This is a genomic window from Pseudomonas sp. P4_C1, assembly GCF_056402155.1.
Map to the genome: position 1 here is coordinate 1 of NZ_JBFUHY010000063.1, position 23,173 is coordinate 23,173.

Genomic DNA, 23,173 nt, shown 5'->3' on the forward strand with positions numbered 1-23,173 from the left:
GTGTCTGACACACAGCCATCGCGAGCAAGCTCGCTCCCACAGGGGGTTTGCAGCGTCCTTGGCAGGTGGTTTCAGCAAAACAGATCAACCCACGGATCCATGGCCTAAGCTTGTCCGCAGGCCCATGTTCATCGCACACCTCGATGGGCGAACGGCACCTATAAAAACAATGCAATCAGGAGATACCCATGTCCGCTTTGATCCGTCGTTTCAGTCGCTGCATGGCCGCTGGTTTGACCGCTGTCGTGCTGGTCGCCCCCGTCTTCGCGCTGGATACCGTGAAATTCATGGCCCCGGGTTCGGTGGGCGGTGGTTACGACCAGACCGCCAGGGTGCTGGGCAAGGCCATGGTCGAAGCCAATACCGCCAAGGCCGTGACCTTCGAGAACAAGGGCGGCGCGGGCGGGACCCTGGGGCTGGCGCAATTTGCCAACAGCACCAAGGGTGACCCGAACGCCTTGCTGGTGGTCGGCGCGATCATGGTCGCGGGCATCGAACAGAACAAACCGCAGATCAGCCTGAAGGATGTGACGCCGATTGCCCGGCTGTTTACCGAATACAACGTGATCGCCGTGCGCAAGGAGTCCGAATACAAGACCCTCGATGACCTGATCAAGGCCTTCAAGGCCAATCCGACGAGCATCACCTGGGGCGGCGGCTCCAAGGGCTCGGTGGATCACATCGGCATCGCCGAGCTGGCGGGCAAGCTGGACGTGCCGGTCAACAAGGTGAATTACGTGGCATTTGGTGGCGGTGGTGAGGTGGTTGCCCAGGCGCTGGGCGGCCAGCTCAAGGTGATCACCGGCGGTTACGCCGAGTTGGGCCAATACATCAAGACCGGTCAGTTCCGTGTCCTGGCCATCGGTGCGCCGGAGCGCGTTCCCGGCATTGAGGCACCGACCCTCAAGGAGAGCGGCTATGACGTGACGATCGGCAACTGGCGCGGCGTTTACGGTGCAGCGGGCCTCACCCCGCAGCAGCGTAAAGAGGTGATCGACGCGGTCGTGGCCGCCACCAACAGCAAGGTCTGGCAGGACAATATCCAGACCAACGCCTGGACGCCCAGCGTGCTGACCGGCGATGAGTTCGGTAAATTCGTCGAGGAAGAACACGTGAGGTTGCGCGCCATGCTGGTCAAGGTCGGGCTGATTTGAAATGGCCACACTACGTACAGTGGTGCCGACGCAATTGGCCGTCGGCATCGGCCTGATCGCCATCAGTGTCGTGTTGGCGATGGGTGCCTACCGTTTTCCGCCGGAAATGGGTTTCGTCATCCTGCCGGCGTACGTTTATCCCTATGTCGTGGCAGGGTTTCTGGGCGCCGTGGGGCTGCTGCTGGGGTATCAGGCCATCAGTGGCGGCTTTCGCGAACTGGATAACGACACCGCCACGGTGCCCGGTGGAAAAGCCGGTGCGGCCTGGGTGACCGCGGGGCTTGTCGGGGTGGCGCTGCTGATCAACCTCATCGGTTTTGTGCTGGCCGCCGGGTTGCTGTTTGCCTGTTCGGCGCGGGGTTTCGGCAGCCGTCATCCCCTGCGGGACCTGGCCATCGGCATTGCCTTGACCCTGCCGATCTACTGGCTGTTCAACGCCGGGCTGGGGGTTTCCCTGCCGTCGCTGATCAATATCTGGCTTTGAAAGGAGATCGACACTGTGGACATTCTTTCAAGCCTGGCGATGGGTTTTGCCGCGGCGCTGACGCCGATCAATCTGATGTGGGGGTTCATCGGCTGCCTGCTCGGCACCGCCATCGGCGTGTTGCCGGGGATCGGTCCGGCGCTGACGGTGGCCCTGCTGTTGCCGATCACCGCCAAGGTCGACCCCACTGGCGCCTTGATCATGTTCGCCGGTATCTATTACGGCGCGCAGTTCGGCGGCTCCACCACTTCGATTCTGCTCAACACTCCCGGCGAGTCGTCGTCCATGGTCACGGCCCTGGAAGGCAACCTGATGGCGCGCAACGGCCGGGCGGGACCTGCGCTGGCAACGGCGGCGATAGGCTCATTCGTCGCCGGCACCATCGCCACAATTTTGCTGACGTTGTTTGCGCCCATCGTGGCCAGGCTGGCCCTGAATTTCGGTCCGACCGAATACTTCGCGATCCTCGTGCTGTCGTTCACCACCGTGTCGGCGGTGCTCGGCGCTTCGATGCTGCGCGGGTTTGCCTCGCTGGGCGTCGGGCTGACCATCGGTTTGATCGGCCTGGACTCGACCTCGGGTATTGCCCGCTACACATTGGGCGTTCCCGAACTGGTGGACGGTATCGAGGTGGTGCTGGTGGCGGTCGGGTTGTTCGCTGTGGGCGAGGCCTTGTACAGCTTGCTCTATCAGACAGAAGCCAACGAGGGCCGGCATCGCCTCACCTCGTTGTGGATGACCCGCGCCGACTGGAAACGCTCAGTCCCCGCCTGGTTGCGCGGCACGCTGATCGGCTTTCCGTTCGGTTCGATTCCGGCCGGTGGCGCCGAGATTCCGACCTTTTTGTCCTATTCCACCGAACGCAAACTCAGCAAGTATCCCAAGGAGTTTTCCGCCAACAAGGGCGAGGGTGCCATCGAAGGCGTCGCCGGCCCGGAAGCGGCCAACAATGCCAGCGCGACCGGGTCCCTGGTGCCGTTGCTGACCCTGGGCATCCCGACGTCCGCCACCGCTGCGATCCTCTTGGCGGCGTTCCAGAACTACAACCTGCAACCAGGGCCGATGCTGTTCGAAACCTCCGCCGACCTGGTCTGGACACTGGTGGCCTCGCTGTACATCGGCAACGTGATTCTGCTGGTGTTGAACCTGCCGCTGGTGGGGCTGTGGGTCAAGCTGCTGCAAATCCCCCGGCCCTACCTGAATGCCGGCATCCTCGTATTCGCCACCATCGGCGTGTATGGCATGCGCCACTCATCCTTCGACTTGATCCTGATGTTGGCTATTGGCTGGGGCGGGGTGCTGATGCGCCGTTTCGACTTCCCCGTCGCCCCGGTGATTGTCGGTATGCTGCTGGGGCCAATGGCCGAGAAACAACTGCGTAACGCCTTGTCCATCAGCCAGGGCGACTGGACGGTGTTCGTCACGCAACCGATCTCGGCGTTCTTCCTGGCCCTGACGCTGCTGGTGCTGGTGGTGCCCCATGTGCTGCATAAACGCGGCATCAAGTTACATGAGGATGATTGAATCCTGCGATGCGCAACTCCTGCGGTAGCGAGCAGGGCGAGAAATCGATCTGACGCCGTAGGGAATCCCCTTTCTTTCCTCTGGGCGGCGACTAACAGGTCGGGGTGAGGGAGGATGTCAAAGCAAAAACGCCTGCAGTTGCCGGCGATCGATCGGCAGATTGAAAGCAAACCACGATTTTCGGTGTTCAACTTCACCGAAAGTCGGAAGTTTAAAAATAAACATTGACAAAAAATAAATAATCAAGTTCGTTATAGGTCTTGATTTGGTCTAAATATGGTGTATGGTGGCTGTGGATGGTCGATTCGTATTGGTCATCAATTAAGGTTCTGTTCGAGTTCAGTTCAGAGTCTTTCCGTTATCAGGCGCCCGTTACACATCAGGCGTCCCCCAGGATGGAGGTTTCCTCTCATGCGAGTAGAAACAATTAGCTTTTTGAAAAAACACGCATCTGACCTGCCTCTTGATGAGCCAATGGTCGTCACACAGAACGGTGTGCCTGCTTATGTTGTGGAGTCTTACGTTGAGCGTAAGCGCCGTGACGAAGCAATCGCCCTTGTGAAAATGCTCGCAATCAGTTCGCGCGAGTATGCCCAAGGTAAACACTGTTCGACTGATGAACTGAAAGCCCGTTTGAGCAGGAGATTTGCCCACAAATAAAAACAGGAGAATCAATGAATAAGTTCACAGTACGCATCTCCGCAATCGCTGAATACAGCATCGAAGACCAGATTGAACATCTGGCCGCCTATCACGGGTTTTCAACTGCCGAAACGCGGGTTTACTCCGTCATTGACGTCTTCGAGCGCAAGCTCTCGGTCACACCCTATGGTTACCCTGTAAGCCCTCAACTTAGCGAACTGGGTGTCATGCAATACCGTGAACTCAACACAGATGGCTATCGCGTCTTCTACGAAATTTTCGAGGCGGATAAGGCTGTTGCCCTCGGTCTGGTTTTGAGAGACAAGCAGAGCGTTCCGGACGCACTCGTTCGTTACTGTTTGCTCAGCATGTACGAGCCTCCGGCATGATATCGCTGGCCAGTTCTGACGCATCACGTCATGAGCGGCCTGTATAAGTCGCTTCTATCCCGGCGCTTGAGTGCTGGGATCGGATCCTGGGGCAGTGCCCCAATTGACGTAATAAAAAAGTACATCGCACAGCAGGATCCCCCCCCCAAAAAAAACTTGGGGCCGTCTATACCGGCTCGCTATCCTTCCCCCACCTGAAGGAAGGGGTTTGCCGCTAATTTTGATCAACTGACCCGACGCCTTCGCGAGCAGGCTGAACTGGCCTGATGATTTTGGACACTTGACCAGTTCAGGCTTGCTCCCGCAGGGTCTTGGAGTGGACCAGGTGGAAAACCAATACCTGACTGACTCAGGCCAGCATCGACATCAGCCCACCCTGACGCTCCAGCCTGGCCAAGTCGTCGAAGCCGCCGATGTGGGTGTCGCCGATGAAAATCTGCGGCACACTGCGTCGACCACTGCGGTTGAGCATTTCCTGCATCTTTCCAGGGTCGCGCTCGATATTGATCTCTTTCATCACCGCGCCTTTGCTCGCCAGCAAGGCCTTGGCATTGCGGCAGTAAGGGCAGGTGTCGGTGGTGTACAGGGTCACGGTGTTCATGGAGGGCACTCCGTCGTTCAAGTCATTCAGGCGTCGATGGCCGGGAAGTCGATGTCGGTCAGCGCAGCGTTATTGAGGTAGTTGGTCAGCGTCTGCGAAGCCACGTGGGCGATCACTTCGATGATCTTGCCGTCGTCGATGCCGGCAGCACGGGCCGCTGCGATCTGTTCGATCGTCAGGTGGCCACGGCTTTCGGTGACCTGGCGGGCGAGGGTGGCATAAGCGTTGAGTTCACCCTGACGCGCACTGAGAATGTCCTGACCTGATAGCCCGGCCTTGCCGGCAAACAGCGTGTGGGCCGCCAGGCAGTAGTCGCAGCCGTTGACCTGCGAGGTGGCGAGGAACACCGCTTCTTTTTCCGTGGCGCTCAAGGATGTCTTGCCCAGTGCGGCCGAGTTTTGCAGGTAGGAGGCCAGTACCGCCGGGGCGTGGGCCAATACTTTGAAGATGTTGGGCAGAAAGCCGATTTTCTTCTGCACGCCTTCCAGCAGTGGGCGGGTGGCGTCGGTGGCGTGTTCGATGCTGATCGGGGCAATGCGGGTCATGGTGATACTCCGTGGTGTGAAGCGCGGTATGCGCTGGGTACGGAGCTGATGTTAGGGGGAGTGCCTGGCTTATTGGGTGCAAATCGTCGAGGATATGCGACAGATCGTCCAGATCCGCCTTCGGGAGCCTTGTCATGGATCGCTTGTCCACGTTGCTCACGCACTTCGGCGTCAATGCCGGCACCTTTCACAGCGGCACGTTTTGCGGTACCGCCGCCTACGACGGCCAACAGGCCAGCGGCCACTTGCACCTGCTTCAGGCTGGCGAACTGTTGCTCAAGATGGGCGATCAGCCGGATCTGCAATTGACCGAACCGAGCCTGATCTTTTTCCCCCGGCCCTATCGTCATCGCCTGTTCGCGTCTGAAGCGTCCGGCACGCAACTGGTCTGCGCGACCCTGGATTTCGACGGCGGTGCGGGCAATGCCCTGGCGGCGGCGCTGCCGGATTTTCTGGTGCTCAAGCTCGATGAAATCCCGACCCTGGCCGGGACCCTGGAATGGCTGTTCAACGAGGCGTTTAACGGTACGTGCGGACGCGAAGCGGTGATGGATCGCCTGTTCGAGCTGCTGGTGATTCTGTTGCTGCGGCACATCTTGAGCACCACTGGCCAGCAACCGGGCATGATGGCCGGCCTTGCCGATGCGCGCCTGGCGCGGCCGCTGAGCCTGATGCATCAATCCCCGGCCAAGGCCTGGAGCGTGGCCGAACTCTCGGCCGCCGCCAACATGTCGCGGGCCAGTTTCGCCGAGCACTTTCGCCGGGTGGTCGGGCAGACGCCGGTGGATTACCTGGTGAGCTGGCGCATCAGCCTGGCGCAGAAACGCCTGCGCGAAGGTCGGCCGATTGCGTTGATCGCCGAGGAAGTCGGCTACGAAAGCCCCTCGGCGCTGGCCCGGGCGTTTCGGCGCAAAACCGGGCTCAGTCCCAGGGAGTGGAAAGGTGGTTGATTCACCCGAAAACCCTGTGGGAGCGAGCAAGCTCGCTCCCACAGGTCCGGCGGTGCGGCTTCTTACGTGAGCATCAGAACTTGAACGCCTGCCGTCCCACCAGAAGCCATTTACCGTCCTGTTTTTGCCAGATCTGGAAGTTCTCGATTTCCGTTGGCACCACTTCGGTGCCTTTGAGCGCTTGCGCCGAGAAGTGGTGACGGACCAGCGCGACATCGCCGGAGACGGTAATGGTCTGGTTTTGCATCTCAAGGGTCTTGAACGCGCTTTTGCCGGTTTCGATGTCGGCGATGAAGGCTTTCTTGTCCTGGATCTTGCCGCTGGAATGCCCGTAGGTCAGGTTCTCGGCGGTCAAGGCGTTCAGCTCCGGAATGTCTTTGTGCAGCATGGCCTGGGTCAGGTGGTCGACAGCCTGGGCCACGTCCTTGTCCGCGGCAGCTGGGGTAGCGGCGACGTAGCCGCTGAACAGGCACAGAAAACCTATCAGCACTTTTGCTTTTTTCATGGGTGTTTCCTTGTTGTTATGGGGTAGCGTCATGACTGGACGAATATTTGTCAGTCATCGTACAACTTATCATGCGGTGGAGGAAAAAAGCGAACTTGCCCGGCGGCCTTGCCTCGAAGTTAAAAGGGCCATGTCCTGACTTCGAGGTATTGCGCCATGCAGCCTGACCCGCGTTTACGGCACGACCTGATGTTGCTGATGGTGTTTCTGCTGATTGTCGTGGTGTCGGGTTTTTCTCCCCGCAGCCGGGTGGACTGGGCGCTGGAGAACCTGTTGGTGCTGTTGCTGGTCGGGACGTTGGTGGCGGTTTCTCGCCGGTTCCGCTTGTCGGCGGCGTCCATCACGCTGGTGTTTGCGTTCCTGTGCGTTCATGAATTGGGTGCCCACTACACCTATTCCCTGGTGCCTTACGATCATTGGTCTTTGGCATGGTTCGGCTTCAGTTTCGATCAGGTGTCAGGTGTTCATCGCAATCACTACGACCGACTGGTGCACTTGAGCTACGGACTGCTGCTGGCTTATCCGGTGCGCGAAGTCCTGTGGCGTCTGACTTCGCTGCGCGGGTTCTGGCTGTTTTTCGTGACCCTGAACATCATGCTGTCGACGTCCGCCGTGTACGAACTGGTGGAGTGGATCGGCGGGGCCTTTCTGGGCAATGACACCGCGAACGCCTTCGTCGGCGCGCAAAACGACCCTTGGGACTCGCAAAAGGACATGGCCGTCGCGGTAGTCGGTGCGTTTGCCACTCTGTTGCTGGTGTCCCTGTGCGGCAGGGTGCAAAAACAAGCGATGACGACTGCAAGGTGATCGGGCAGACGGCTTCGGCGGGGTAGCTGTTGAGGTAGAGGTTGCCTGACAGGACGCCATCGCGAGCAAGCTCGCTCCCACAGGGATTGGGATTGTACACAAATGCTGCGTACACCTGATTCACTGTGGGAGCGAGCTTGCTCCGGGCGGCGTTCCGACGATGGCAATAGCCCAGACAACGCTGGACCAGCGCCCTAAAGATATTTATCCGTCACAGCCCCCTCCGAAGCACTGGACACGGTCTTTGCATACTTGGCCAGCACCCCGCGCTTGTATTTCGATTCCGGCCGCACCCAACGGGACTTGCGCTCGGCCAGCACGGCATCGGAGACATCCACTGTGATTTGCCGGGTTTGCGCATCAATGATGATCCTGTCGCCATTCTCGACCAACGCAATCGGCCCGCCCTCAAAGGCTTCCGGCGTGATGTGACCGACCACGAAACCGTGGGAGCCGCCGGAGAAACGGCCATCGGTGATCAGCGCCACCTCCTTGCCGAGGCCTTTGCCCATGACCGCCGACGTCGGCGAGAGCATTTCGCGCATGCCCGGTCCGCCCTTGGGGCCTTCATAGCGGATCACGATCACTTCGCCGGGCTGCACTTCACCATTGAGAATGCCGGCCAGCGCACCTTCCTCACCGTGATAGACCCGGGCCGTGCCTTCGAAGCGCAGCCCCTCCTTGCCGGTGATTTTGGCCACGGAGCCGCCGGGCGAGAGGTTGCCGCGCAGAATGACCAGGTGGGAGTCTTTTTTGATCGGCTGGTCGAAAGGCCGGATCACGTCCTGGCCGGCCGGGTAGTCGGGCACGCTGGCGAGGTTTTCCGCCAGGGTCTGGCCGGTGACGGTCAGCGCATCGCCGTGCAGCATGCCGGCATCGAGCATGCGTTTCATCAGCGGTTGAATGCCGCCGATGGCCACCAGTTCGCTCATCATGTATTGGCCGCTGGGGCGCAGGTCGGCGACCACCGGGGAAACCTTGCCCAGCTCGACGAAGTCATCCAGGGTCAGTTCGACATCCACCGCGTTGGCCATGGCCAGCAGATGCAGCACGGAATTGGTCGAGCCGGCGAGGGCGATCACCACGCGAATGGCGTTCTCGAAGGCTTTACGGGTCATGATGTCGCGAGGCTTGAGGTCGAGCTTGAGCAGTTCCATGACCTGCTGGCCGGCGCGGAAACTGTCCGAGGCCTTGTCGCCGCCAATGGCGTCCTGGGAGCTGGAACCGGGCAGGCTCATGCCCAATGCTTCAATGGCTGAGGCCATGGTGTTGGCGGTGTACATGCCGCCACAGGAACCGGGGCCGGGAATCGCCACTTCCTCGATCTGCTTGACCTGGATCTCGCTGATGTCGCCGCGGGCGTGCTGGCCCACGGCCTCGAACACGGAAATGATGTCGGTATGGCCGGCACCCGGCTGGATGGTGCCGCCATAGACGAAGATCGACGGGCGATTCAGCCGCGCCATGCCGATCAGGCACCCCGGCATGTTCTTGTCGCAGCCGCCAATGGTCACCAGGCCGTCGAATCCCTCGCAACCGGCCACCACTTCAATGGAGTCGGCGATGACCTCGCGGGACACCAGCGAATACTTCATGCCTTCGGTGCCGTTGGCGATGCCGTCGGAAATGGTGATGGTGTTGAAGATCACGCCCTTGGCGCCCGCGGCATTCGCGCCTTTTTCGGCTTCGAGCGCCAGCTTGTCGATGTGCATGTTGCAGGGCGTGACCATGGCCCAGGTCGAGGCGATGCCGACCTGCGGCTTCTGGAAGTCTGCATCGGTAAAGCCCACGGCCCGCAACATGGCGCGTGCCGGTGCAGCCTCTACGCCGTCGATGACGTGGGATGAGTATTTGCGCAGATCGTCTTTATCGCTCATGACTTCTCCTGTCGCTCATGGCTGTTCTTATCGCTCATGGCTGTTTCTATCGCTCATGGCTGTTCCTCACACACTCGTTGAGAAAAACAGGATGAGTATAGAAGGCCGGGCGCCCGGGCCCGGACTAACCGGTCGGCAACAGACGCGCGGGTAAGCCTTGTCGTGATATTCTGCGCGCCAACTTGGTTTGACCTATTCAGTTTGCATGTCCGCAAGACGTGCCGACGGAATCACTGTCGCTCAAGTAGCTGAAGCCAATAAAGATAAAAAGTCAGTTCAGAAGGGACATTAAACTGGGGTCGACGCGGTTCGTCGGCCTTGTGTGCCCACCCTGCAATCCTTGAGTGCCGCATCCGTGACTGCCGTGAAACATGGGGCTGTGCGCGTGAGGATGGAAGGGCGGATGGCGTTTTATCATAGGTGCTACAGATGTTTAAGAAAGTGAACACGGCCCTGCTGGGGCTGGCTTTGTCGATGGGGATGTCTTGCGTCCACGCGCAAGAGGCAAAGAAAGTCGATGTATTGCTGATTGGCGGCGGCATCATGAGCGCGACCCTGGGTGTCTGGCTCAATGAGCTGGAACCTGGCATGTCGATGGAAATGGTCGAGCGCCTCGACGGCGTCGCCCAGGAAAGCTCCAACGGCTGGAACAACGCCGGTACCGGTCACTCCGCCCTGGCCGAGCTGAACTACACCCCGGAAGACGACAAGGGCAACGTCCAGATCGCGAAAGCCGTTGAAATCAACGAAGCCTTCCAGATCTCGCGTCAGTTCTGGGCCTGGCAAGTTCAGCAAGGCGTGCTGAAGAACCCGCGTTCGTTCATCAACTCCACTCCGCACATGAGCTTTGTGTGGGGCGATGACAACATCAAGTTCCTGAAGAAGCGCTACGAAGCCCTGCAAGCGAGCCCGCTGTTCGCCGGCATGCAGTACTCCGAAGACCCGGCTGTGATCAAGCAGTGGGTGCCGCTGATGATGGAAGGGCGTGACCCGAACCAGAAAGTCGCGGCCACCTGGAGCCAGCTCGGCAACGATATGAACTTTGGCGAGATCACCCGCCAGTTCGTCGCGCACCTGCAAACTACGCCGAAGTTCGATTTGAAGCTGTCCAGCGAAGTGCAGGACATCACCAGGAACGAAGACGGCAGCTGGCGCGTCAGCTACAAGAACCTGAAAGACGGCAGCAAGACCGAAACCGACGCCAAGTTCGTGTTCATCGGCGCCGGCGGCGGTGCCCTGCACCTGCTGCAAAAGTCCGGCATTCCTGAAGCCCGTGAATACGCAGGCTTCCCGGTGGGCGGCTCGTTCCTGGTAACCGATAACCCGACCATCGCCGAACAACATCTGGCCAAGGCCTATGGCAAAGCCTCCGTTGGTGCACCGCCGATGTCGGTTCCACACCTGGACACCCGCGTGCTGGACGGCAAGCGCGTGATCCTGTTTGGCCCATTCGCGACCTTCAGCACCAAGTTCCTGAAAGAAGGTTCGTACCTGGACCTGCTGACCACCACGACCACCCACAACGTGTGGCCAATGACCAAGGTCGGCATCAAGGAATACCCGCTGGTCGAGTACCTGGCAGGCCAGCTTATGCTGTCTGACGAAGACCGCATGAACGCCCTGAAAGAATACTTCCCGAACGCCAAGGCCGAAGACTGGCGCCTGTGGCAAGCCGGCCAGCGCGTGCAGATCATCAAGCGTGATGAAGCCGCCGGTGGCGTGCTGAAACTGGGCACCGAAATCGTCGCATCGCAAGACGGCAGCATCGCCGGCCTGCTGGGCGCTTCGCCAGGTGCATCGACCGCTGCACCGATCATGCTGACCGTGCTGCAGAAAGTGTTCAAGGACAAGGTCGCGACCCCTGAGTGGCAGGCCAAGCTGCACCAGATCGTACCGAGCTACGGCACCCAGCTGAACGCCAGCCCTGAGAAAGTCGCTGAAGAGTGGGCCTACACCGCCAGGGTGTTGCAGCTGACTCCGCCACCAGCGGTGATCGCACCGGCTGTGAAGCCAGTGACTGTCGATACTGCTGTGAAGGCTCCGAAGGCTAATGCTGCGAGTGATATGGCTCTGTAATTAGAGACCGGATCAAAAAAAGCCCACTGAACCGGCGACGGTCAGTGGGTTTTTTTGTGGGCGATAGCGAAGACATTGTTTGAAGACGGGCGCTCTAATCCACACGTATCGGCCGCGCTGTCATCAATTGCCAAGTCTCTGACGCTCAATGTGAAGCAGACAGTTTGCACGTGACGATACTGGGCGGTTTACCGATCTCGAACAGTAAAGCGAAACCGCATTGGCACATGAAGTCCTGCCCCACTATTCTGATGAAGGACTGTCAGTTGCATCTCAATAAAACAATCAGAGAGAGCGCAAAATGAAGTTCAGTTTTGTAGACAGCAGCCAGCTGAGCCGCCGGCGGGTTTTACGCGATGCTTTCACTCTGGCTGTGGCGGCCTCGCCGTTGGCAAGCCTCGCCAGGGCAGCCGATGAAAACGCCGAAGAAGTGACCTTTGCCGCTGGCCCACGACCGCTGGTGCAATTCCCGCAAAAACGCCCGTTGACCCTGGTGACCACGCGTCCGCCGCATCTGGAGACGCCATTCCCGGTGTTCAACGAAGGGCCGATCACGCCCAATGACGCCTTTTTCGTGCGTTATCACCTGGCCAATTTCCCGACCAGCATCGATCCCGACAGCTACCGCCTGACGATCAAGGGCACGGTCGACACGCCGCTGTCACTTTCCCTCGCCGAGCTCAAGGCCCTCGCCGAACCGGTGGAAGTGGTGGCCGTCAATCAGTGTTCGGGTAACAGCCGTGGCTTTTCGATGCCGCGGGTGTTCGGCGCTCAGTTGGGCAATGGCTCCATGGGCAATGCGCGCTGGGTGGGGGTGCCGCTCAAGGCAGTATTGGAAAAGGCCGGTGTGAAAACCAGTGCCGCGCAAGTGACCTTCCGTGGGCTGGATAAACCCGTGCTGCCGAGCACGCCGGAGTTCATCAAGGCGCTGGACATCAGCCATGCGATGGACGGTGAGCCGATGATTGCCTGGTCGATGAATGGCACCGACCTGCCATTTCTCAACGGTTACCCGATTCGTCTGGTGGTGCCGGGCTATTTCGGCACGTATTGGGTCAAGCACCTGAGTGAGATCGAGGTCATCGACCATACCTATGACGGTTTCTTCATGGCCAAGGCGTACCGGGTTCCGGATAACGATTGCTTCTGCATTGCCCCCGGCACCACGGCGGCGAAAACCCTGCCGATTTCCAAATTGCCGGTGCGCAGTTTCATCACCAGCGTTAAACACGGCGATGTATTGCCGCTGAACAAAAGCGTGGTACTCAAGGGCATCGCGTTCGACGGTGGCGTTGGGGTCAACAAGGTGGAGGTGTCGATCGACGGCGGAAAAACCTGGCGCGAATCCAAGCTCGGGCAGGACCTTGGCCGTTTCTCCTTCCGGGAGTGGACACTGCCGATCAGCTTTACCGGCAAGGGCGCCACGCAGTTGATGGTGCGGGCCAGCAACAGTGCGGGCGAGACGCAGCCGCTGCAAGCCGACTGGAACCCCGCTGGCTACCGCCGCCATGTCGTCGAAACCACCCACGTGACCGTCGCCTGAGGAGGACTGCATGAAACTTGTGAAACTCATGAGCGCCGTGCTGTGCGCGGCTCAGGTTGGTCTGGCCAGCCTGGCTGGTGCAGCGCCACTGTCGATCACCTTGCCGCCCGAAACGGTGGCGCTCAAGCCCAGTACGTTGCCGGGCTACCCATTGGCGCAGCAGAAGTGTTCGATCTGCCATTCGGCCGATTACATCAACTTCCAGCCGCCCGGCATGAGCCTGACGCAATGGACCGCTGAAGCAGGCAAGATGCAGCAGGTGTACGGTGCGCCGATCAGCGACCAAGAGGTGAAAGTGATCGGCGCCTATCTGGCAGTGACCTACGGTAGTGCCCAAGCGAGCGATGCCGGTGTTCAGGCGGCCTCGACCCCGCCGACGGATCAGCCACCGACGGTGTCGGTAGCGAAAGTCGCCTCGGCCTTGCTTCAGGACAACGCCTGCCTGTCCTGTCACGCGGTCGACCACAAGGTCGTCGGCCCGGCCTATCACGATGTGGCGGTCAAGTATGCCAATGACCCGCAGGCACTGGCCCGGGTAATGTCGGGCATTCAGCACGGCGGTAGCGGCAAGTGGGGGGATGTGCCCATGCCACCGTTCGCGCAGTTGAGTTCGGACGACCTGAAGAGCCTGGCGACGTTCATCATGAAGCAATGAATCAGCGTTAGCCTGATGCGAAAAAGCCCATTGAACCGGCAACGGTCAGTGGGCTTTTTTGGGGGGCGCAGGTTTGTTCAAGGCATCCAGGTGTTGGCACTGAAGCGCTTGAGAATGTCCTGGTACATCTTGGTCCGTCGATGGTTCTGGCCATAACCGCCAGCAGCGGCAACGGTGCCGGCCTGGACGTGGTCCAGGTACTTGAAGATTTTGCCGGGCGACAGAAACACGACCTTGTAGCCAAGCCCGATCACCCGGTCTTGCAACTCATAACCGGGCACACGGTCGTCGATCTGAAAGTGCAGACCCTGCTGCTTCATCAGCCTGCAATTCCATAGTGTGCAAAAGCTTTTCAAGTAAGTTTCCCTGTAGGGTTTCGGCTCTTTTGATCGTAGGCCGAGCGATTGCTTGAGGCGCCGGTAATGGTGCTTGAGCAGGCGCGAAGTGAAGCGCCACAGGGTCCTTGGCAGTCCGCGGTTGAGTTGTTCCGTGCAACCGACCGCTGCGACGTTTCGATCTTTTGTGCAGTGGTCCATCATCATCGCAAAGACGTTTGCATCGAAGACGAACGTGTCGGTGTGCATCAGGAACAGATAGTCGGTATCAACCCTGGCCAGCGCCATGTCCAGCGCCTTGCCATGGGCGATGTGGCCCGGCTCTTTGGTGGGGGCATCCCGTTCGATCAGATTGATCCAGTCGAGTGAGCGCAAATACTCGACGCTGGCGTCCGCCGAACCGTTATCCACCACCCAGACCGGGATTGCGGCTTTGCGTACAGGCTCGCGCAACAGGTCCAGGCAGATCCTGGTCAAATCAAGGGTTTTGTAATTAACCAGAACGATGCTGAACGGTGGCTTGGCGTTTGTATCGACACTACCCATCTTCGAAATGCTCTATGACGCAAAAGCGGCGAAGACTAACAGAGGCAACCTTAGCCCAGGCTTAATTTCACCCGGGCTATTGCTCGAATGTGCCTGTGCGCACCTCGCCGCTGCGGATGTAACGGGCGATCAGCACACCGCCGGGCGAGCTGATCGAGTTCAACAAGGTGAAGGCCGACGCTTGTGCATTGTCGTCGAACAAACGCTTGCCGCGCCCCAGCAGGATGGGATGAATCATCAGCCGCAACTCGTCCACCAAGCCGGCGGCAAGCAGTTGGCGCACCAGTTCGCCGCTGCCTTGGGTCAGTAGCTGAGGACCGTCCTGGCGCTTGAGCGCGCTGATCGCTTCGACCAGGTTGCCCTGCAGCGCATGACTGTTCTGCCAGGCCAGCGAATCGGCGCGATGGGTGGCCACGTGCTTGGGTACGCCGTTGAACAGATCAGCAATGGTGTGGTGGGTGGAGTCGGCCTGAATGTGGGGCCAATAGGCGGCGAAGATGTCGTAGGTACGACGTCCCAGCAGCAACTCGAAAGGCTGGGAGAACAGGTCCTGTACGGCTTGGCCGGTGGTTTTGTCGGCGTAGGGGACGATCCAGCCACCGAAGCGGAATCCGCCACTGGTGTCCTCCTCAGGCCCGCCGGGCGCTTGCATGACGCCGTCCAGACTCACGAACGCGGCAACGGTGAGTGTGCGCATGTTCTTCTCCTGATTCATCCGGGTGAAAGAGTTCAGGCAGGGAAGTCTGCGATCCCTTGAGACCATTGCCTGAAAGATAGTCGAACCGGACGCTGTGAAATCGACAACAGGCTGCGCAGTTTTTATTTCTCGTGGGAATGCATTGCGATAAGCCCCTGTTTTCCAGTGGCCGCTGGTGGACGCACGACGTAATGCGGTAGCCGGTCAACTGCTGCCGCATACGTGAGCGCGAATCTAACCACGCAAGGTGTGTCGGGTACCCGCCGAAGAGGCGCGGGCTACCCGCTGCACAGGCTCTGAGTGCCAGGTGTTCGTGTGTACCAGGGGCTCTGTAAGCGCAGCACCAACTGGTCGATCTGCGGCACCAGCAGATTGGCGGTTAGCACGGCGAAGCACAGACCATCGGCATAAAGCCCGAATTCGCGAATCAATTCAGTCACCGCTCCAATGGCCACGCCGAAGAGGATGCGACCGGCGCGTGTATCGGGACTGGTGACCGGATCGGTGGCGATGAAGAAGGCGGTGAAGAGATAGCCACCGAGACTGAGGTTGTACAGGCTTTCCTGTAGGTTATGACCGGCTGCCATACACAGCAATACTGTGCTTGCGAGCATCGCCAGCGGAATCTCGATTCGGATCACCCGCAGGACTGCCAGCATCAAACCGCCGGCAATGTAGCCGTACCCCGACAGATTGGGGGTGATCAGTGTGAACTGGTTCTTGGCCAACTGAGTGGCGCCGGCGAACGCATCGAGGTTAAGGCGTGGCGCCAGCTGCAACTGTTGTAGAAGAACCGCCTTGGCGTCCAGGGCGAGAGTCCAGGGGGCATAGTTCGAAGGCGCAGGGTACAGTTGCTGGTAGAAGCAGATAGCGATGATCCCCAGGCCAACCATGGCGGGGTTGAGGCGGTTGCGACCCAGGCCTCCACTGCCGTGTTTACACAGTGCGAGCGCGGCAAAACTGGCCAGGGCGATCATCCACAGCGGCACCAGCAGCGGCAATGCCCGAGCCAGTATCAGGCCTAGCACCAGCCAGCTCAGGTCGCTCAAACCCTCACGGACATTACGTCCGCGCAGGCGCAGCAGGCCTGCTTCGAAGCCCAGGGCGAGCAGCACGCACCAGAAGGTCTGCAACCAGACCACGATGCCAAATTGCCAGGCGTACAGGGTGGTGCCCGGCAGGAGACACAGGCTGACCAGCAGCATTATTGTGCGCAGTTGTCGGTGCGCGGTAGAACGAAGTATCAGGCTCATGCACGTAGCTCCGTCTTGCTCTGGCGGAAACGTTCGCGCAGCGGCAGATTGCTCGGGCAGGTGCTGCTGCAGCTGCCGCATTCGATACAGGCATCCAATCGCAGTTCCTGCAGGCTGGCCTTGTCAAGGCGCTCGGCCGCAGCGTAGAGATCCAGCGGTCTGAGCGACATCGGGCAGACATCCACGCAGCGCGTACAGCGAATGCAACTGCTTGCGGGCTGAGGTGCCGGCAAGTAGCGCTCGGCGCCGAATATCAGGCAACTACTGGTCTTGCTGATGACGGCAGTGGGGTCCGGTAACGGCTGTCCCATCATCGGCCCGCCGACCTGGGTCAACTGGCCTTCGGGGGCTGCGCCAGCAAGTGCGCGCAGTGCGCTGACCGGGTAACCCACYGGCACCAGGACATTCCCGGGGCGCTTGCAGTCCCCGGTCAGCGTCAGCACGCGTCTTACCAGTGGTTCGCCGTGGAAGATGGCCCGGCCCAGTGCGTAGAGCGTCGCGACATTCAGCGCCAGTACGCCGATATCGGCGGGCAGGGTCCCTGGTGCCAGACTGCGGCCACTAAGGGCCTTGATCATCAACGGCTGCCCTCCTGCCGGGTAACGCGCCGGTAGCGGCCATATCTCGACCCGGGTGCGCGCCTGGCGAGCGGCGGCGCGTAACGCGGTAATCGCCTCAGGTTTGTTGGTTTCGATACCGAAGCGGGTCAGGGTTATTCCCATCAGGGTGGCGACATAGTCGGCGTACTCGATCAGCGCCTCGGCACGTTCGCGCATGAGACGGTCATCGCAGGTAAGGAAGGGCTCGCATTCGGCACCGTTTATCAGCAGAAGATCGGGCTGCCGGGCGCCGGCCAGCTTGAGGGCCGTCGGGAAACCCGCCCCGCCAAGACCGACTATGCCCATCTGCAATGCTCGTTCGACCAGCGCCTCGGGCGTTTGCGGCAGCCCCGGCACCGGGCGTTCGATCCACTCATCCAGACCATCTGCGTTCAGAATGACGGCCATGACCGGCCCGGCCGAGTCGGCCGCGAAGGCGAGATCAATCCGTTCCACGATGCCGGAGGTGCTGGCATGCACCCAAGGGGTGTTGTCATCGCCAATACCGATCACCTCGCCCTTGCGCACATGCTGTCCCGGCTGCACGCAAGGCTGGACGGACCGGCGACCGCGCTCGAGCGGAATCGCCAGCTGTATGTTTGCAATCGGGACCGAGGCAACCGGCGTGGCGTTGGATAATTCTTTGTAGCCCCTGAGCTCGATCCCTCCGTGCCAACTAAGCTGTGAGGGTGAGGCGATGGCCAGCAGGCTGCGCCAGAAGGGTTTCTGTTGCGGCTGGCGCTGGGCGCGGACGCGGCTCTGCATGCGCTCGACGCTCTGCAACGAATGGTTAGACATTTTCTGTCCTCCAATTTTTGGGCAAAAAACACCCCTATGCGCTAATGCATATGATGGTTTTTTTGCTTCCAGGACGTTGAGCGAAAAGGGAGGGGGACAATTGATCACCCCGCAACTCAGAGTGCCGAGTAGAGGTTTTGTTCATTTTTTGATCAGGCTTGCTGATGAGCGGTAGTCATCCCACACGGGATCACAGAGGTGTTGATTGATGCGCGTAAGCCTGCTGGTGATGCTGTTGACGTTGCTGTATGGCTGTGGCGAACGGATCGAGCGCGTTTCCGGACCGACCATGGGGAGCACTTATTCGATCCAGTACGTACCCGCCGCGCAGACGCCCGACTCGCAGCGAGTAAAGGCCGAAGTCGAGACGATACTCGCGGCGCTCGACCAGCAGTTTTCCAACTGGCGCAGCGACTCCGTGGTTTCCCGCTTCAACGATCTACCGGCYGGCGCCTGTCAGGCGTTGCCGGAAGAAATGCGTCGCTTGCTGGCGTACGGTGAGTTTCTGTTCCGCGAGAGTGGCGGGGCTTTCGACCTGACGGTGCAGCCATTGATGAACCTCTGGGGATTCGGTCCGCAGTCACGGGGGGAGYGCTTGCCGGATGCTGGCGCGCTGGCACGGGAGCGAGCACGGGTAGGGCATCAGCACTTGCGCATGGAGGGCGAAAAGCTGTGCAAGGATGTGGCGGCGCAACTGGATTTTGACAGCATTGTCGCCGGCTATGCGGTGGATCAGGTCGGCGATAGGCTTTCGGCCCTGGGCATCCAGGCCTATCTGGTCGAGATCACCGGTGAACTCAAGGCGGTCGGCCGCAAGCCGGATGGCTCGCCCTGGCGCATCGCCCTGGAGGTGCCGAGCGGCGCAAGCGAGCGGCAAGTGGAGCGCACCATTGCACTGGATGGCTACAGCGTTTCCACCTCCGGCGATTATCGCAACTATTTCGAGGAAGGTGGCCAGCGCTATTCGCACACCTTCGATCCACGTGTCGGTACGCCGGTGAAGCACGCGCTGGCGGCAGTGACGGTGGTCGACCCTTCGGCGCTGCATGCCGATGGCTTGTCTACGCTGTTGATGGTGCTCGGCCCGGAGGAAGGCTTTGCCTTCGCCGAGCGGCATGATCTCGCTGCCTATTTCATCGTGCGCCAGGGGCAGGGTTTCGTTGCCCGGGCGACGCCGCGATTCGAGTCGTTGTTTCCCGAGCAGAGCAAGACGAAGCAGTAGTTGAAGGAAGCCTTGCCTACCGGTCGACCAAGCGCTAATGACAGCTGAGTTGTGTTGCACACGAGTCAGCGTCCAATAAATGGAAGATTCTCTTCTCGAATGACGCGAGCGGCATCATCGTATAGAAACGGGAGAAACATATAGCGGCAACCTTGGGTCACAGGCGTGGCTTCGTGCAAAAGTGAACACGAAAACACCACGGCCCCTCCTGTTGGTGCGCTGTAAAGTCCTTTTCCAAACTCTGGAAAATGCAGAAAACCGCCTTCGTACTCTCCCGTATTAAGAAACAGGGAAACTGCAAAACGGCGATGCGCTGTACCCTTGGTGGTGTTGTCCCTGTGGGGCCGGAAGTGCCCGCCTTCGTCGCTGTTGTAGCAGGCCACCAGATAGCGCTCCATTCGAGTGGCATTGAACTGGAACGCTTTGTGTAACTCTGGAAGCAAACGGTTGGCTATACGCAGCGAGCATGCCTTGGATAGCGCTTTGTCTTCAATAACGCAGTCACGACGTTGCTTGTGGCCATGGTCGGTGACGTGGACGGTTTTACCCGACCGCTCCGTCATGAATCCGGATTCCTCTCCGCCACGTTCGTCGTAATAACGGATGAGTGCTTTACACAGCCTGGGCTCGAATATACGGGGAATCACCAGGACGGGGGCGTGAGGAGTGGCGGCATGTGGCGCAGCCAGTGCGGGTAATCTATCCAGAAAGCGCATTAACGAGGGTATATGGTTATCGACCGGTGCCTCTATCGGGACGATGGCCAGGACACGCAGCGCAGGATCGAGCACATAGGTCATTTGCCTGAGGCTGCCGTCTGGCTGCAATGTACCGTAGAGCTGACTGACTGACCGATCGAAGTCCCAGATGAAGCGCATGCCAGGTATCGCACTTTCTACCCGCTTGAGCTTTTCGTCCTCGGGATCTACGGAAACACCGAAGAAGCAGACGTGATCGTCATTGAACCGTTGGCGATGGGCCCGAGCACCTTCCAGAACTTTAATTGATGCGGGATCAGCCGCGGAACCAAAAAAACAAAGCACGACATACCGACCGGCGATAGTGTCGAAACAAAAGCGCTCTCTTTGTTGAGTGCGGCAATGGAACCAAGGGGCAGGTCCACCGATTGAAAAGGCTGTGGCGCGCATCACAACTCCTTGCAGGTAGGCAGTGGATCGCTATCAGGAAAAACGCCAGGCACTCCAAGCGTGAAGGTAAAACTAGTTCAGTCTTGTTGAAGCTGCCCAGAACGCAGATCGTGATTGCTCGGCTGCCTGACCAAACGCTGGCAGATTTCATGTAGCAACGCAGACTTTAAAACCGTGCATGCGTTTTCCCACAGCCTGGACCTGAACAGGGAACTGGCCAGGCTCTTTAAGCTGATATCATTCAAACACTTGCAAAAGGAGTAGGAAAATATGAATCGTCGTAAAAAAATAAACCAGTTGTTAAAGGCTAACGCTAAAAAGGCCAGTGCCAAATTGGCACCGAAAAGCAAGTCAAAATACATCAGTAAAGCGGACCGGTTGAAACTGGCTGCTGAATCCAGTCAGGACTCCAGCATTTGCGCTGAGAGCTGATCCATATTGTCGTTCGCCACAAGAAGGGCGGCATGGCGTTTGAGTGAGTCCCGTACCGGACTTTGTGAAGCGACACGCTTTGAAATTTCCTGCCGAAATCGCGCTCATCCACGGCGGATTGTGCGAAAACCCGCACGGTTACCCAAGGTTTTTGCACGAATCTTCACCGCTGTCGCTCGTATCATTTCACTCGGAAAATCCGGTGAGCATTGCGATGACAAAAAACATCACGTTGTGGGACATCAGTCCACCCTTGAGTACCGAAACGCCGACCTGGCCGGGTGACACGCCGTTCCAGGAGGAGCGCGTCTGGACCTACGGTCCCGAGTGTCCGGTGAATGTCGGACGCATCACCCTGTCGCCGCATACCGGCGCCCACGTCGATGCGCCGCTGCATTACAGCGCTGACGGTGCGCCGATTGGCGAGGTGGCGTTGGACGTCTATATCGGGCCTTGCCGCGTGTTGCATTGTCTGGACAGCGGCGAACTGGTGCGGCCCGGGCAACTGCAAGGACGTTTGCACGACGTGCCCGAGCGCGTGCTGCTGCGCACCTGGCGACAAGCGCCGCTGACAGCCTGGGATTCAGGGTTCACGGCCGTTGCCAGGGAGACCATCGACTTGCTGGCAAGCCTGGGTGTGCGTTTGATTGGCATCGATACGCCGTCACTGGACCCCCAGCAATCCAGGACCATGGATTCACACGGTGCCGTGGCCCGCCATCACATGGCGATTCTTGAAGGCATCGTGCTGGACGCTGTCCCGGAAGGCGATTATGAACTGATCGCCTTGCCGCTGCGCTTTGCTCATCTGGACGCCAGTCCGGTCAGGGCGATTCTGCGGCCGCTGAGTACGTCGCAACGCGGGTGATGATCATCGGCCGGCGCGCAGGGTCACGAAGTCGTGGTTGTTGGCCAGCCAGCTTTCTTGGCAGGCGTAGATCCAGTTCTTTTCGAAGATCAGTTCCATCGCCGGCAAGCCGGCTCCTGGAGTTCCCCGGGATTGCGTGAAGAATCTTTTTTATTGGGCTAATCGGTGCGCTCGTTAGAGGAGCGGGGCGGGTGGCGGTCTTTCCGATCAGTTGGCGAAGGCAGTCCGTAAATTGGCGGCAGGTAACAGTTGGTTGGGCAGCGATGACACAAATCCCGCACCAGGTGATAAACGGCTGCACCTGTTTGCGCCAATCAGATAATGTTTTGCGCTACATCAAGTGCTGGTCGAGTGCTTTTGCGGCTTTGTCAGCCATGCCTTATCCGCTTGGTTGCCGATCACTATCCGTTAAGTGGGCGCCGACGATTTGTGGCGTGGAAGTTGCTCCTTTCCAGCCTGGTACGCGCCGTCAGAGCGCGCCGAAAATATTGCCTGTGAGTGCACCGTGATGAGCAGCAAAGTGGATCCGCAGTTTCGCGACATTCGTGTCGACAGCGATGACCTCGAGGCCGCCAGAAGCTGGATGTCCGGTATCTGCGGCCCCCATCGGCTGGTGAGCGCGAACCCCGAGCGGATCCGCTTTCATCACAACGCCAACATGTTCAAGTCGATGGCCACCACCCTGGGTACTATCGAATACGGCACTGATGTCACCATCGATATCGAAGACGCCGAGCACTTCAGCAGCTACAGCCTGAGCTTGCCGCTGGTGGGCCAACAGGAGCTGAGCAAGGACGGCAGCGTGCTCAGGTCCGACCGCGATCAAGGGGTCATCGTTTCGCCCAATGAAAACCAGCTGCTGGCGATCTCCGGTGACTGTCGCAAGGTTCAGGTGGTGATTACGCGTATCGCGATGAGCGAAGCGCTGGAGGGGATGTTGCAACGGCCTCTGGACGCGCCGCTGCGCTTCGAGCCGGTGATGGATGCGATCGATGGCGCATCGGCGTCGTGGTGGCGCATGGCGCGTTACTTCATCGACGAGCTTGCGCGCAGCAGCGAACTCTTCGAACAGGTGGCCTTCACCCGGGACATTGAAAGCTCGCTGATCAAAGGCTTGATCCTGGCCCAGCCCAACAACTATTCGCAGGCGCTGCGGGACGTGCTGGGCGTGAAGTTGCCGCACTACCTGATCAGGGCTCGACAGCACATCCACGACAATGCCCGCGAAGCGTTGCACCTGGAGGACATAGAGGCCGCTGCCGGCGTTTCGCGCTTCAAGTTGTTCGATGCGTTCAAGAAGCACTTCGCCATGTCGCCGATGGCCTACCTGAAAAAGTACCGCTTGAACGCCGTGCGCCAGGAGATTCTTGAGCACGGTTCGGCACGCAATATTTCCGCGATCGCCATGGGCTGGGGGTTCATGCACCTGGGGCGTTTTTCCACCGAGTACCGCAAGCTGTTCGACGAAACCCCCAGCATGACCCTGCAGCGCAACGAAGCCCGGCGCCTGCACGGGCTTTGAA

Annotated in this window: 23 protein-coding genes and 1 pseudogene; 14 read left to right on the forward strand and 10 right to left on the reverse strand. The window is 59.5% G+C overall.

Translation table 11 applies throughout. The annotated features are described in order from the left end of the window. The first annotated feature begins 188 nt into the window (after positions 1-188). The 5 genes from AC1DU9_RS23295 (at position 189) to AC1DU9_RS23315 (ending at position 4,193) form a co-directional block, all read left to right on the forward strand. Positions 189-1,154, forward strand: coding sequence for a Bug family tripartite tricarboxylate transporter substrate binding protein (locus AC1DU9_RS23295; protein ID WP_457266141.1), 966 nt, complete (start codon positions 189-191; stop codon positions 1,152-1,154). 1 nt (position 1,155) lies between these two features. Continuing rightward, on the forward strand, positions 1,156-1,638 hold the full coding sequence (locus tag AC1DU9_RS23300) for a tripartite tricarboxylate transporter TctB family protein (protein WP_223463343.1): 483 nt from the start codon (positions 1,156-1,158) through the stop codon (positions 1,636-1,638). Positions 1,639-1,653: 15 nt separating this feature from the next. Further along, the gene (locus tag AC1DU9_RS23305) at positions 1,654-3,162 is read left to right on the forward strand and encodes a tripartite tricarboxylate transporter permease (RefSeq protein ID WP_223463344.1); all 1,509 of its coding nucleotides are present in this window, start codon (positions 1,654-1,656) and stop codon (positions 3,160-3,162) included. Positions 3,163-3,573: 411 nt separating this feature from the next. Then, positions 3,574-3,822, forward strand: coding sequence for a type II toxin-antitoxin system Phd/YefM family antitoxin (locus AC1DU9_RS23310; RefSeq protein WP_046037234.1), 249 nt, complete (start codon positions 3,574-3,576; stop codon positions 3,820-3,822). 14 nt (positions 3,823-3,836) lie between these two features. Further along, on the forward strand, positions 3,837-4,193 hold the full coding sequence (locus AC1DU9_RS23315) for a type II toxin-antitoxin system RelE/ParE family toxin (protein WP_477810852.1): 357 nt from the start codon (positions 3,837-3,839) through the stop codon (positions 4,191-4,193). Positions 4,194-4,542: 349 nt separating this feature from the next. Here the strand turns inward: AC1DU9_RS23315 and grxC are convergent, their stop codons facing one another. Next, complete coding sequence (grxC, locus tag AC1DU9_RS23320) at positions 4,543-4,794, reverse strand: glutaredoxin 3 (RefSeq protein WP_223463346.1); 252 nt, start codon at positions 4,792-4,794, stop codon at positions 4,543-4,545. A 26-nt stretch (positions 4,795-4,820) separates the two neighbouring features. Further along, on the reverse strand, positions 4,821-5,339 hold the full coding sequence (locus AC1DU9_RS23325; protein WP_477810853.1) for a carboxymuconolactone decarboxylase family protein: 519 nt from the start codon (positions 5,337-5,339) through the stop codon (positions 4,821-4,823). A gap of 134 nt (positions 5,340-5,473) precedes the next feature. On the opposite strand from AC1DU9_RS23325, the gene AC1DU9_RS23330 reads away from it, so the two are divergent. Further along, positions 5,474-6,289 (forward strand): AraC family transcriptional regulator, encoded by an 816-nt coding sequence (locus tag AC1DU9_RS23330; protein ID WP_223463348.1) that lies wholly within the window; start codon positions 5,474-5,476, stop codon positions 6,287-6,289. Between the two features lie 73 nt (positions 6,290-6,362). Here the strand turns inward: AC1DU9_RS23330 and AC1DU9_RS23335 are convergent, their stop codons facing one another. Beyond that, positions 6,363-6,794 carry a nuclear transport factor 2 family protein gene (locus AC1DU9_RS23335; protein WP_223463349.1) on the reverse strand — a complete coding sequence of 144 codons (432 nt, stop codon included), beginning with the start codon at positions 6,792-6,794 and terminating at the stop codon, positions 6,363-6,365. Positions 6,795-6,950: 156 nt separating this feature from the next. Here AC1DU9_RS23335 and AC1DU9_RS23340 point away from each other — a divergent pair, with 156 nt between their 5' ends. Next, entirely contained in the window at positions 6,951-7,601 is a 651-nt protein-coding gene (locus tag AC1DU9_RS23340) for a DUF2238 domain-containing protein (protein WP_223463350.1), read from the forward strand. A gap of 194 nt (positions 7,602-7,795) precedes the next feature. Here the strand turns inward: AC1DU9_RS23340 and ilvD are convergent, their stop codons facing one another. Further along, the gene (ilvD, locus tag AC1DU9_RS23345) at positions 7,796-9,478 is read right to left on the reverse strand and encodes a dihydroxy-acid dehydratase (protein WP_477810854.1); all 1,683 of its coding nucleotides are present in this window, start codon (positions 9,476-9,478) and stop codon (positions 7,796-7,798) included. 429 nt (positions 9,479-9,907) lie between these two features. Between ilvD and mqo the strand changes: the two genes are divergently transcribed. The 3 genes from mqo (at position 9,908) to sorB (ending at position 13,752) form a co-directional block, all read left to right on the forward strand. Further along, entirely contained in the window at positions 9,908-11,554 is a 1,647-nt protein-coding gene (gene mqo, locus AC1DU9_RS23350) for a malate dehydrogenase (quinone) (protein WP_223463352.1), read from the forward strand. Between the two features lie 301 nt (positions 11,555-11,855). Further along, positions 11,856-13,097 (forward strand): SorA family sulfite dehydrogenase catalytic subunit, encoded by a 1,242-nt coding sequence (sorA, locus tag AC1DU9_RS23355; RefSeq protein ID WP_477810855.1) that lies wholly within the window; start codon positions 11,856-11,858, stop codon positions 13,095-13,097. Positions 13,098-13,107: 10 nt separating this feature from the next. Then, positions 13,108-13,752, forward strand: a complete 645-nt coding sequence (gene sorB, locus AC1DU9_RS23360; protein WP_223463354.1) for a SorB family sulfite dehydrogenase c-type cytochrome subunit — start codon at positions 13,108-13,110, stop codon at positions 13,750-13,752. A gap of 77 nt (positions 13,753-13,829) precedes the next feature. On the opposite strand, the gene AC1DU9_RS23365 is transcribed toward sorB, so the two are convergent. The 4 genes from AC1DU9_RS23365 to rsxC form a co-directional block, all read right to left on the reverse strand. After that, positions 13,830-14,633 carry a glycosyltransferase family 2 protein gene (locus tag AC1DU9_RS23365; protein WP_223463355.1) on the reverse strand — a complete coding sequence of 268 codons (804 nt, stop codon included), beginning with the start codon at positions 14,631-14,633 and terminating at the stop codon, positions 13,830-13,832. Positions 14,634-14,709: 76 nt separating this feature from the next. Beyond that, positions 14,710-15,330, reverse strand: a complete 621-nt coding sequence (locus tag AC1DU9_RS23370; RefSeq protein WP_477810856.1) for a dihydrofolate reductase family protein — start codon at positions 15,328-15,330, stop codon at positions 14,710-14,712. A gap of 278 nt (positions 15,331-15,608) precedes the next feature. Next, positions 15,609-16,583, reverse strand: coding sequence for an RnfABCDGE type electron transport complex subunit D (locus tag AC1DU9_RS23375; protein WP_223463357.1), 975 nt, complete (start codon positions 16,581-16,583; stop codon positions 15,609-15,611). After that, positions 16,580-17,980: an electron transport complex subunit RsxC gene (rsxC, locus tag AC1DU9_RS23380; RefSeq protein ID WP_223463358.1), complete on the reverse strand. Its 1,401-nt coding sequence runs from the start codon at positions 17,978-17,980 to the stop codon at positions 16,580-16,582. The genes AC1DU9_RS23375 and rsxC overlap by 4 nt, the downstream gene beginning before the upstream one ends. Before the next feature lie 208 nt (positions 17,981-18,188). Between rsxC and AC1DU9_RS23385 the strand changes: the two genes are divergently transcribed. Then, positions 18,189-19,202 carry an FAD:protein FMN transferase gene (locus AC1DU9_RS23385; protein ID WP_477810857.1) on the forward strand — a complete coding sequence of 338 codons (1,014 nt, stop codon included), beginning with the start codon at positions 18,189-18,191 and terminating at the stop codon, positions 19,200-19,202. Between the two features lie 65 nt (positions 19,203-19,267). On the opposite strand, the gene AC1DU9_RS23390 is transcribed toward AC1DU9_RS23385, so the two are convergent. After that, positions 19,268-20,350, reverse strand: a complete 1,083-nt coding sequence (locus AC1DU9_RS23390) for a 2OG-Fe(II) oxygenase (RefSeq protein WP_223463360.1) — start codon at positions 20,348-20,350, stop codon at positions 19,268-19,270. Positions 20,351-20,620: 270 nt separating this feature from the next. Here AC1DU9_RS23390 and AC1DU9_RS23395 point away from each other — a divergent pair, with 270 nt between their 5' ends. Together AC1DU9_RS23395 and kynB are read left to right on the forward strand one after the other, a co-directional pair. After that, positions 20,621-20,782, forward strand: coding sequence for a DUF2986 domain-containing protein (locus AC1DU9_RS23395; protein WP_108218102.1), 162 nt, complete (start codon positions 20,621-20,623; stop codon positions 20,780-20,782). Positions 20,783-20,996: 214 nt separating this feature from the next. Further along, complete coding sequence (gene kynB, locus AC1DU9_RS23400; protein ID WP_477810858.1) at positions 20,997-21,650, forward strand: arylformamidase; 654 nt, start codon at positions 20,997-20,999, stop codon at positions 21,648-21,650. 6 nt (positions 21,651-21,656) lie between these two features. Here the strand turns inward: kynB and AC1DU9_RS23405 are convergent. Further along, a pseudogene (locus AC1DU9_RS23405) lies at positions 21,657-21,749 on the reverse strand (hypothetical protein); the annotation flags it as partial. Positions 21,750-22,158: 409 nt separating this feature from the next. Here AC1DU9_RS23405 and AC1DU9_RS23410 point away from each other — a divergent pair. Beyond that, the gene (locus AC1DU9_RS23410) at positions 22,159-23,172 is read left to right on the forward strand and encodes an AraC family transcriptional regulator (RefSeq protein WP_223463363.1); all 1,014 of its coding nucleotides are present in this window, start codon (positions 22,159-22,161) and stop codon (positions 23,170-23,172) included. Position 23,173: the final 1 nt, after the last annotated feature.

What these genes read in the sequence shown, in the direction of transcription:
- AC1DU9_RS23395 (WP_108218102.1), top strand. Translation starts at nt 20,621, where the DNA reads ATGAATCGTCGTAAAAAAATAAACCAGTTGTTAAAGGCTAACGCTAAA.
- AC1DU9_RS23370 (WP_477810856.1), bottom strand. Translation starts at nt 15,330, where the DNA reads ATGCGCACACTCACCGTTGCCGCGTTCGTGAGTCTGGACGGCGTCATG.
- AC1DU9_RS23390 (WP_223463360.1), bottom strand. Translation starts at nt 20,350, where the DNA reads ATGCGCGCCACAGCCTTTTCAATCGGTGGACCTGCCCCTTGGTTCCAT.
- mqo (WP_223463352.1), top strand. Translation starts at nt 9,908, where the DNA reads ATGTTTAAGAAAGTGAACACGGCCCTGCTGGGGCTGGCTTTGTCGATG.
- AC1DU9_RS23375 (WP_223463357.1), bottom strand. Translation starts at nt 16,583, where the DNA reads ATGAGCCTGATACTTCGTTCTACCGCGCACCGACAACTGCGCACAATA.
- AC1DU9_RS23410 (WP_223463363.1), top strand. Translation starts at nt 22,159, where the DNA reads ATGAGCAGCAAAGTGGATCCGCAGTTTCGCGACATTCGTGTCGACAGC.
- kynB (WP_477810858.1), top strand. Translation starts at nt 20,997, where the DNA reads ATGACAAAAAACATCACGTTGTGGGACATCAGTCCACCCTTGAGTACC.
- grxC (WP_223463346.1), bottom strand. Translation starts at nt 4,794, where the DNA reads ATGAACACCGTGACCCTGTACACCACCGACACCTGCCCTTACTGCCGC.
- AC1DU9_RS23295 (WP_457266141.1), top strand. Translation starts at nt 189, where the DNA reads ATGTCCGCTTTGATCCGTCGTTTCAGTCGCTGCATGGCCGCTGGTTTG.
- AC1DU9_RS23300 (WP_223463343.1), top strand. Translation starts at nt 1,156, where the DNA reads ATGGCCACACTACGTACAGTGGTGCCGACGCAATTGGCCGTCGGCATC.
- AC1DU9_RS23315 (WP_477810852.1), top strand. Translation starts at nt 3,837, where the DNA reads ATGAATAAGTTCACAGTACGCATCTCCGCAATCGCTGAATACAGCATC.
- AC1DU9_RS23325 (WP_477810853.1), bottom strand. Translation starts at nt 5,339, where the DNA reads ATGACCCGCATTGCCCCGATCAGCATCGAACACGCCACCGACGCCACC.
- sorA (WP_477810855.1), top strand. Translation starts at nt 11,856, where the DNA reads ATGAAGTTCAGTTTTGTAGACAGCAGCCAGCTGAGCCGCCGGCGGGTT.
- AC1DU9_RS23335 (WP_223463349.1), bottom strand. Translation starts at nt 6,794, where the DNA reads ATGAAAAAAGCAAAAGTGCTGATAGGTTTTCTGTGCCTGTTCAGCGGC.
- AC1DU9_RS23340 (WP_223463350.1), top strand. Translation starts at nt 6,951, where the DNA reads ATGCAGCCTGACCCGCGTTTACGGCACGACCTGATGTTGCTGATGGTG.
- AC1DU9_RS23330 (WP_223463348.1), top strand. Translation starts at nt 5,474, where the DNA reads ATGGATCGCTTGTCCACGTTGCTCACGCACTTCGGCGTCAATGCCGGC.
- sorB (WP_223463354.1), top strand. Translation starts at nt 13,108, where the DNA reads ATGAAACTTGTGAAACTCATGAGCGCCGTGCTGTGCGCGGCTCAGGTT.
- ilvD (WP_477810854.1), bottom strand. Translation starts at nt 9,478, where the DNA reads ATGAGCGATAAAGACGATCTGCGCAAATACTCATCCCACGTCATCGAC.
- AC1DU9_RS23310 (WP_046037234.1), top strand. Translation starts at nt 3,574, where the DNA reads ATGCGAGTAGAAACAATTAGCTTTTTGAAAAAACACGCATCTGACCTG.
- AC1DU9_RS23365 (WP_223463355.1), bottom strand. Translation starts at nt 14,633, where the DNA reads ATGGGTAGTGTCGATACAAACGCCAAGCCACCGTTCAGCATCGTTCTG.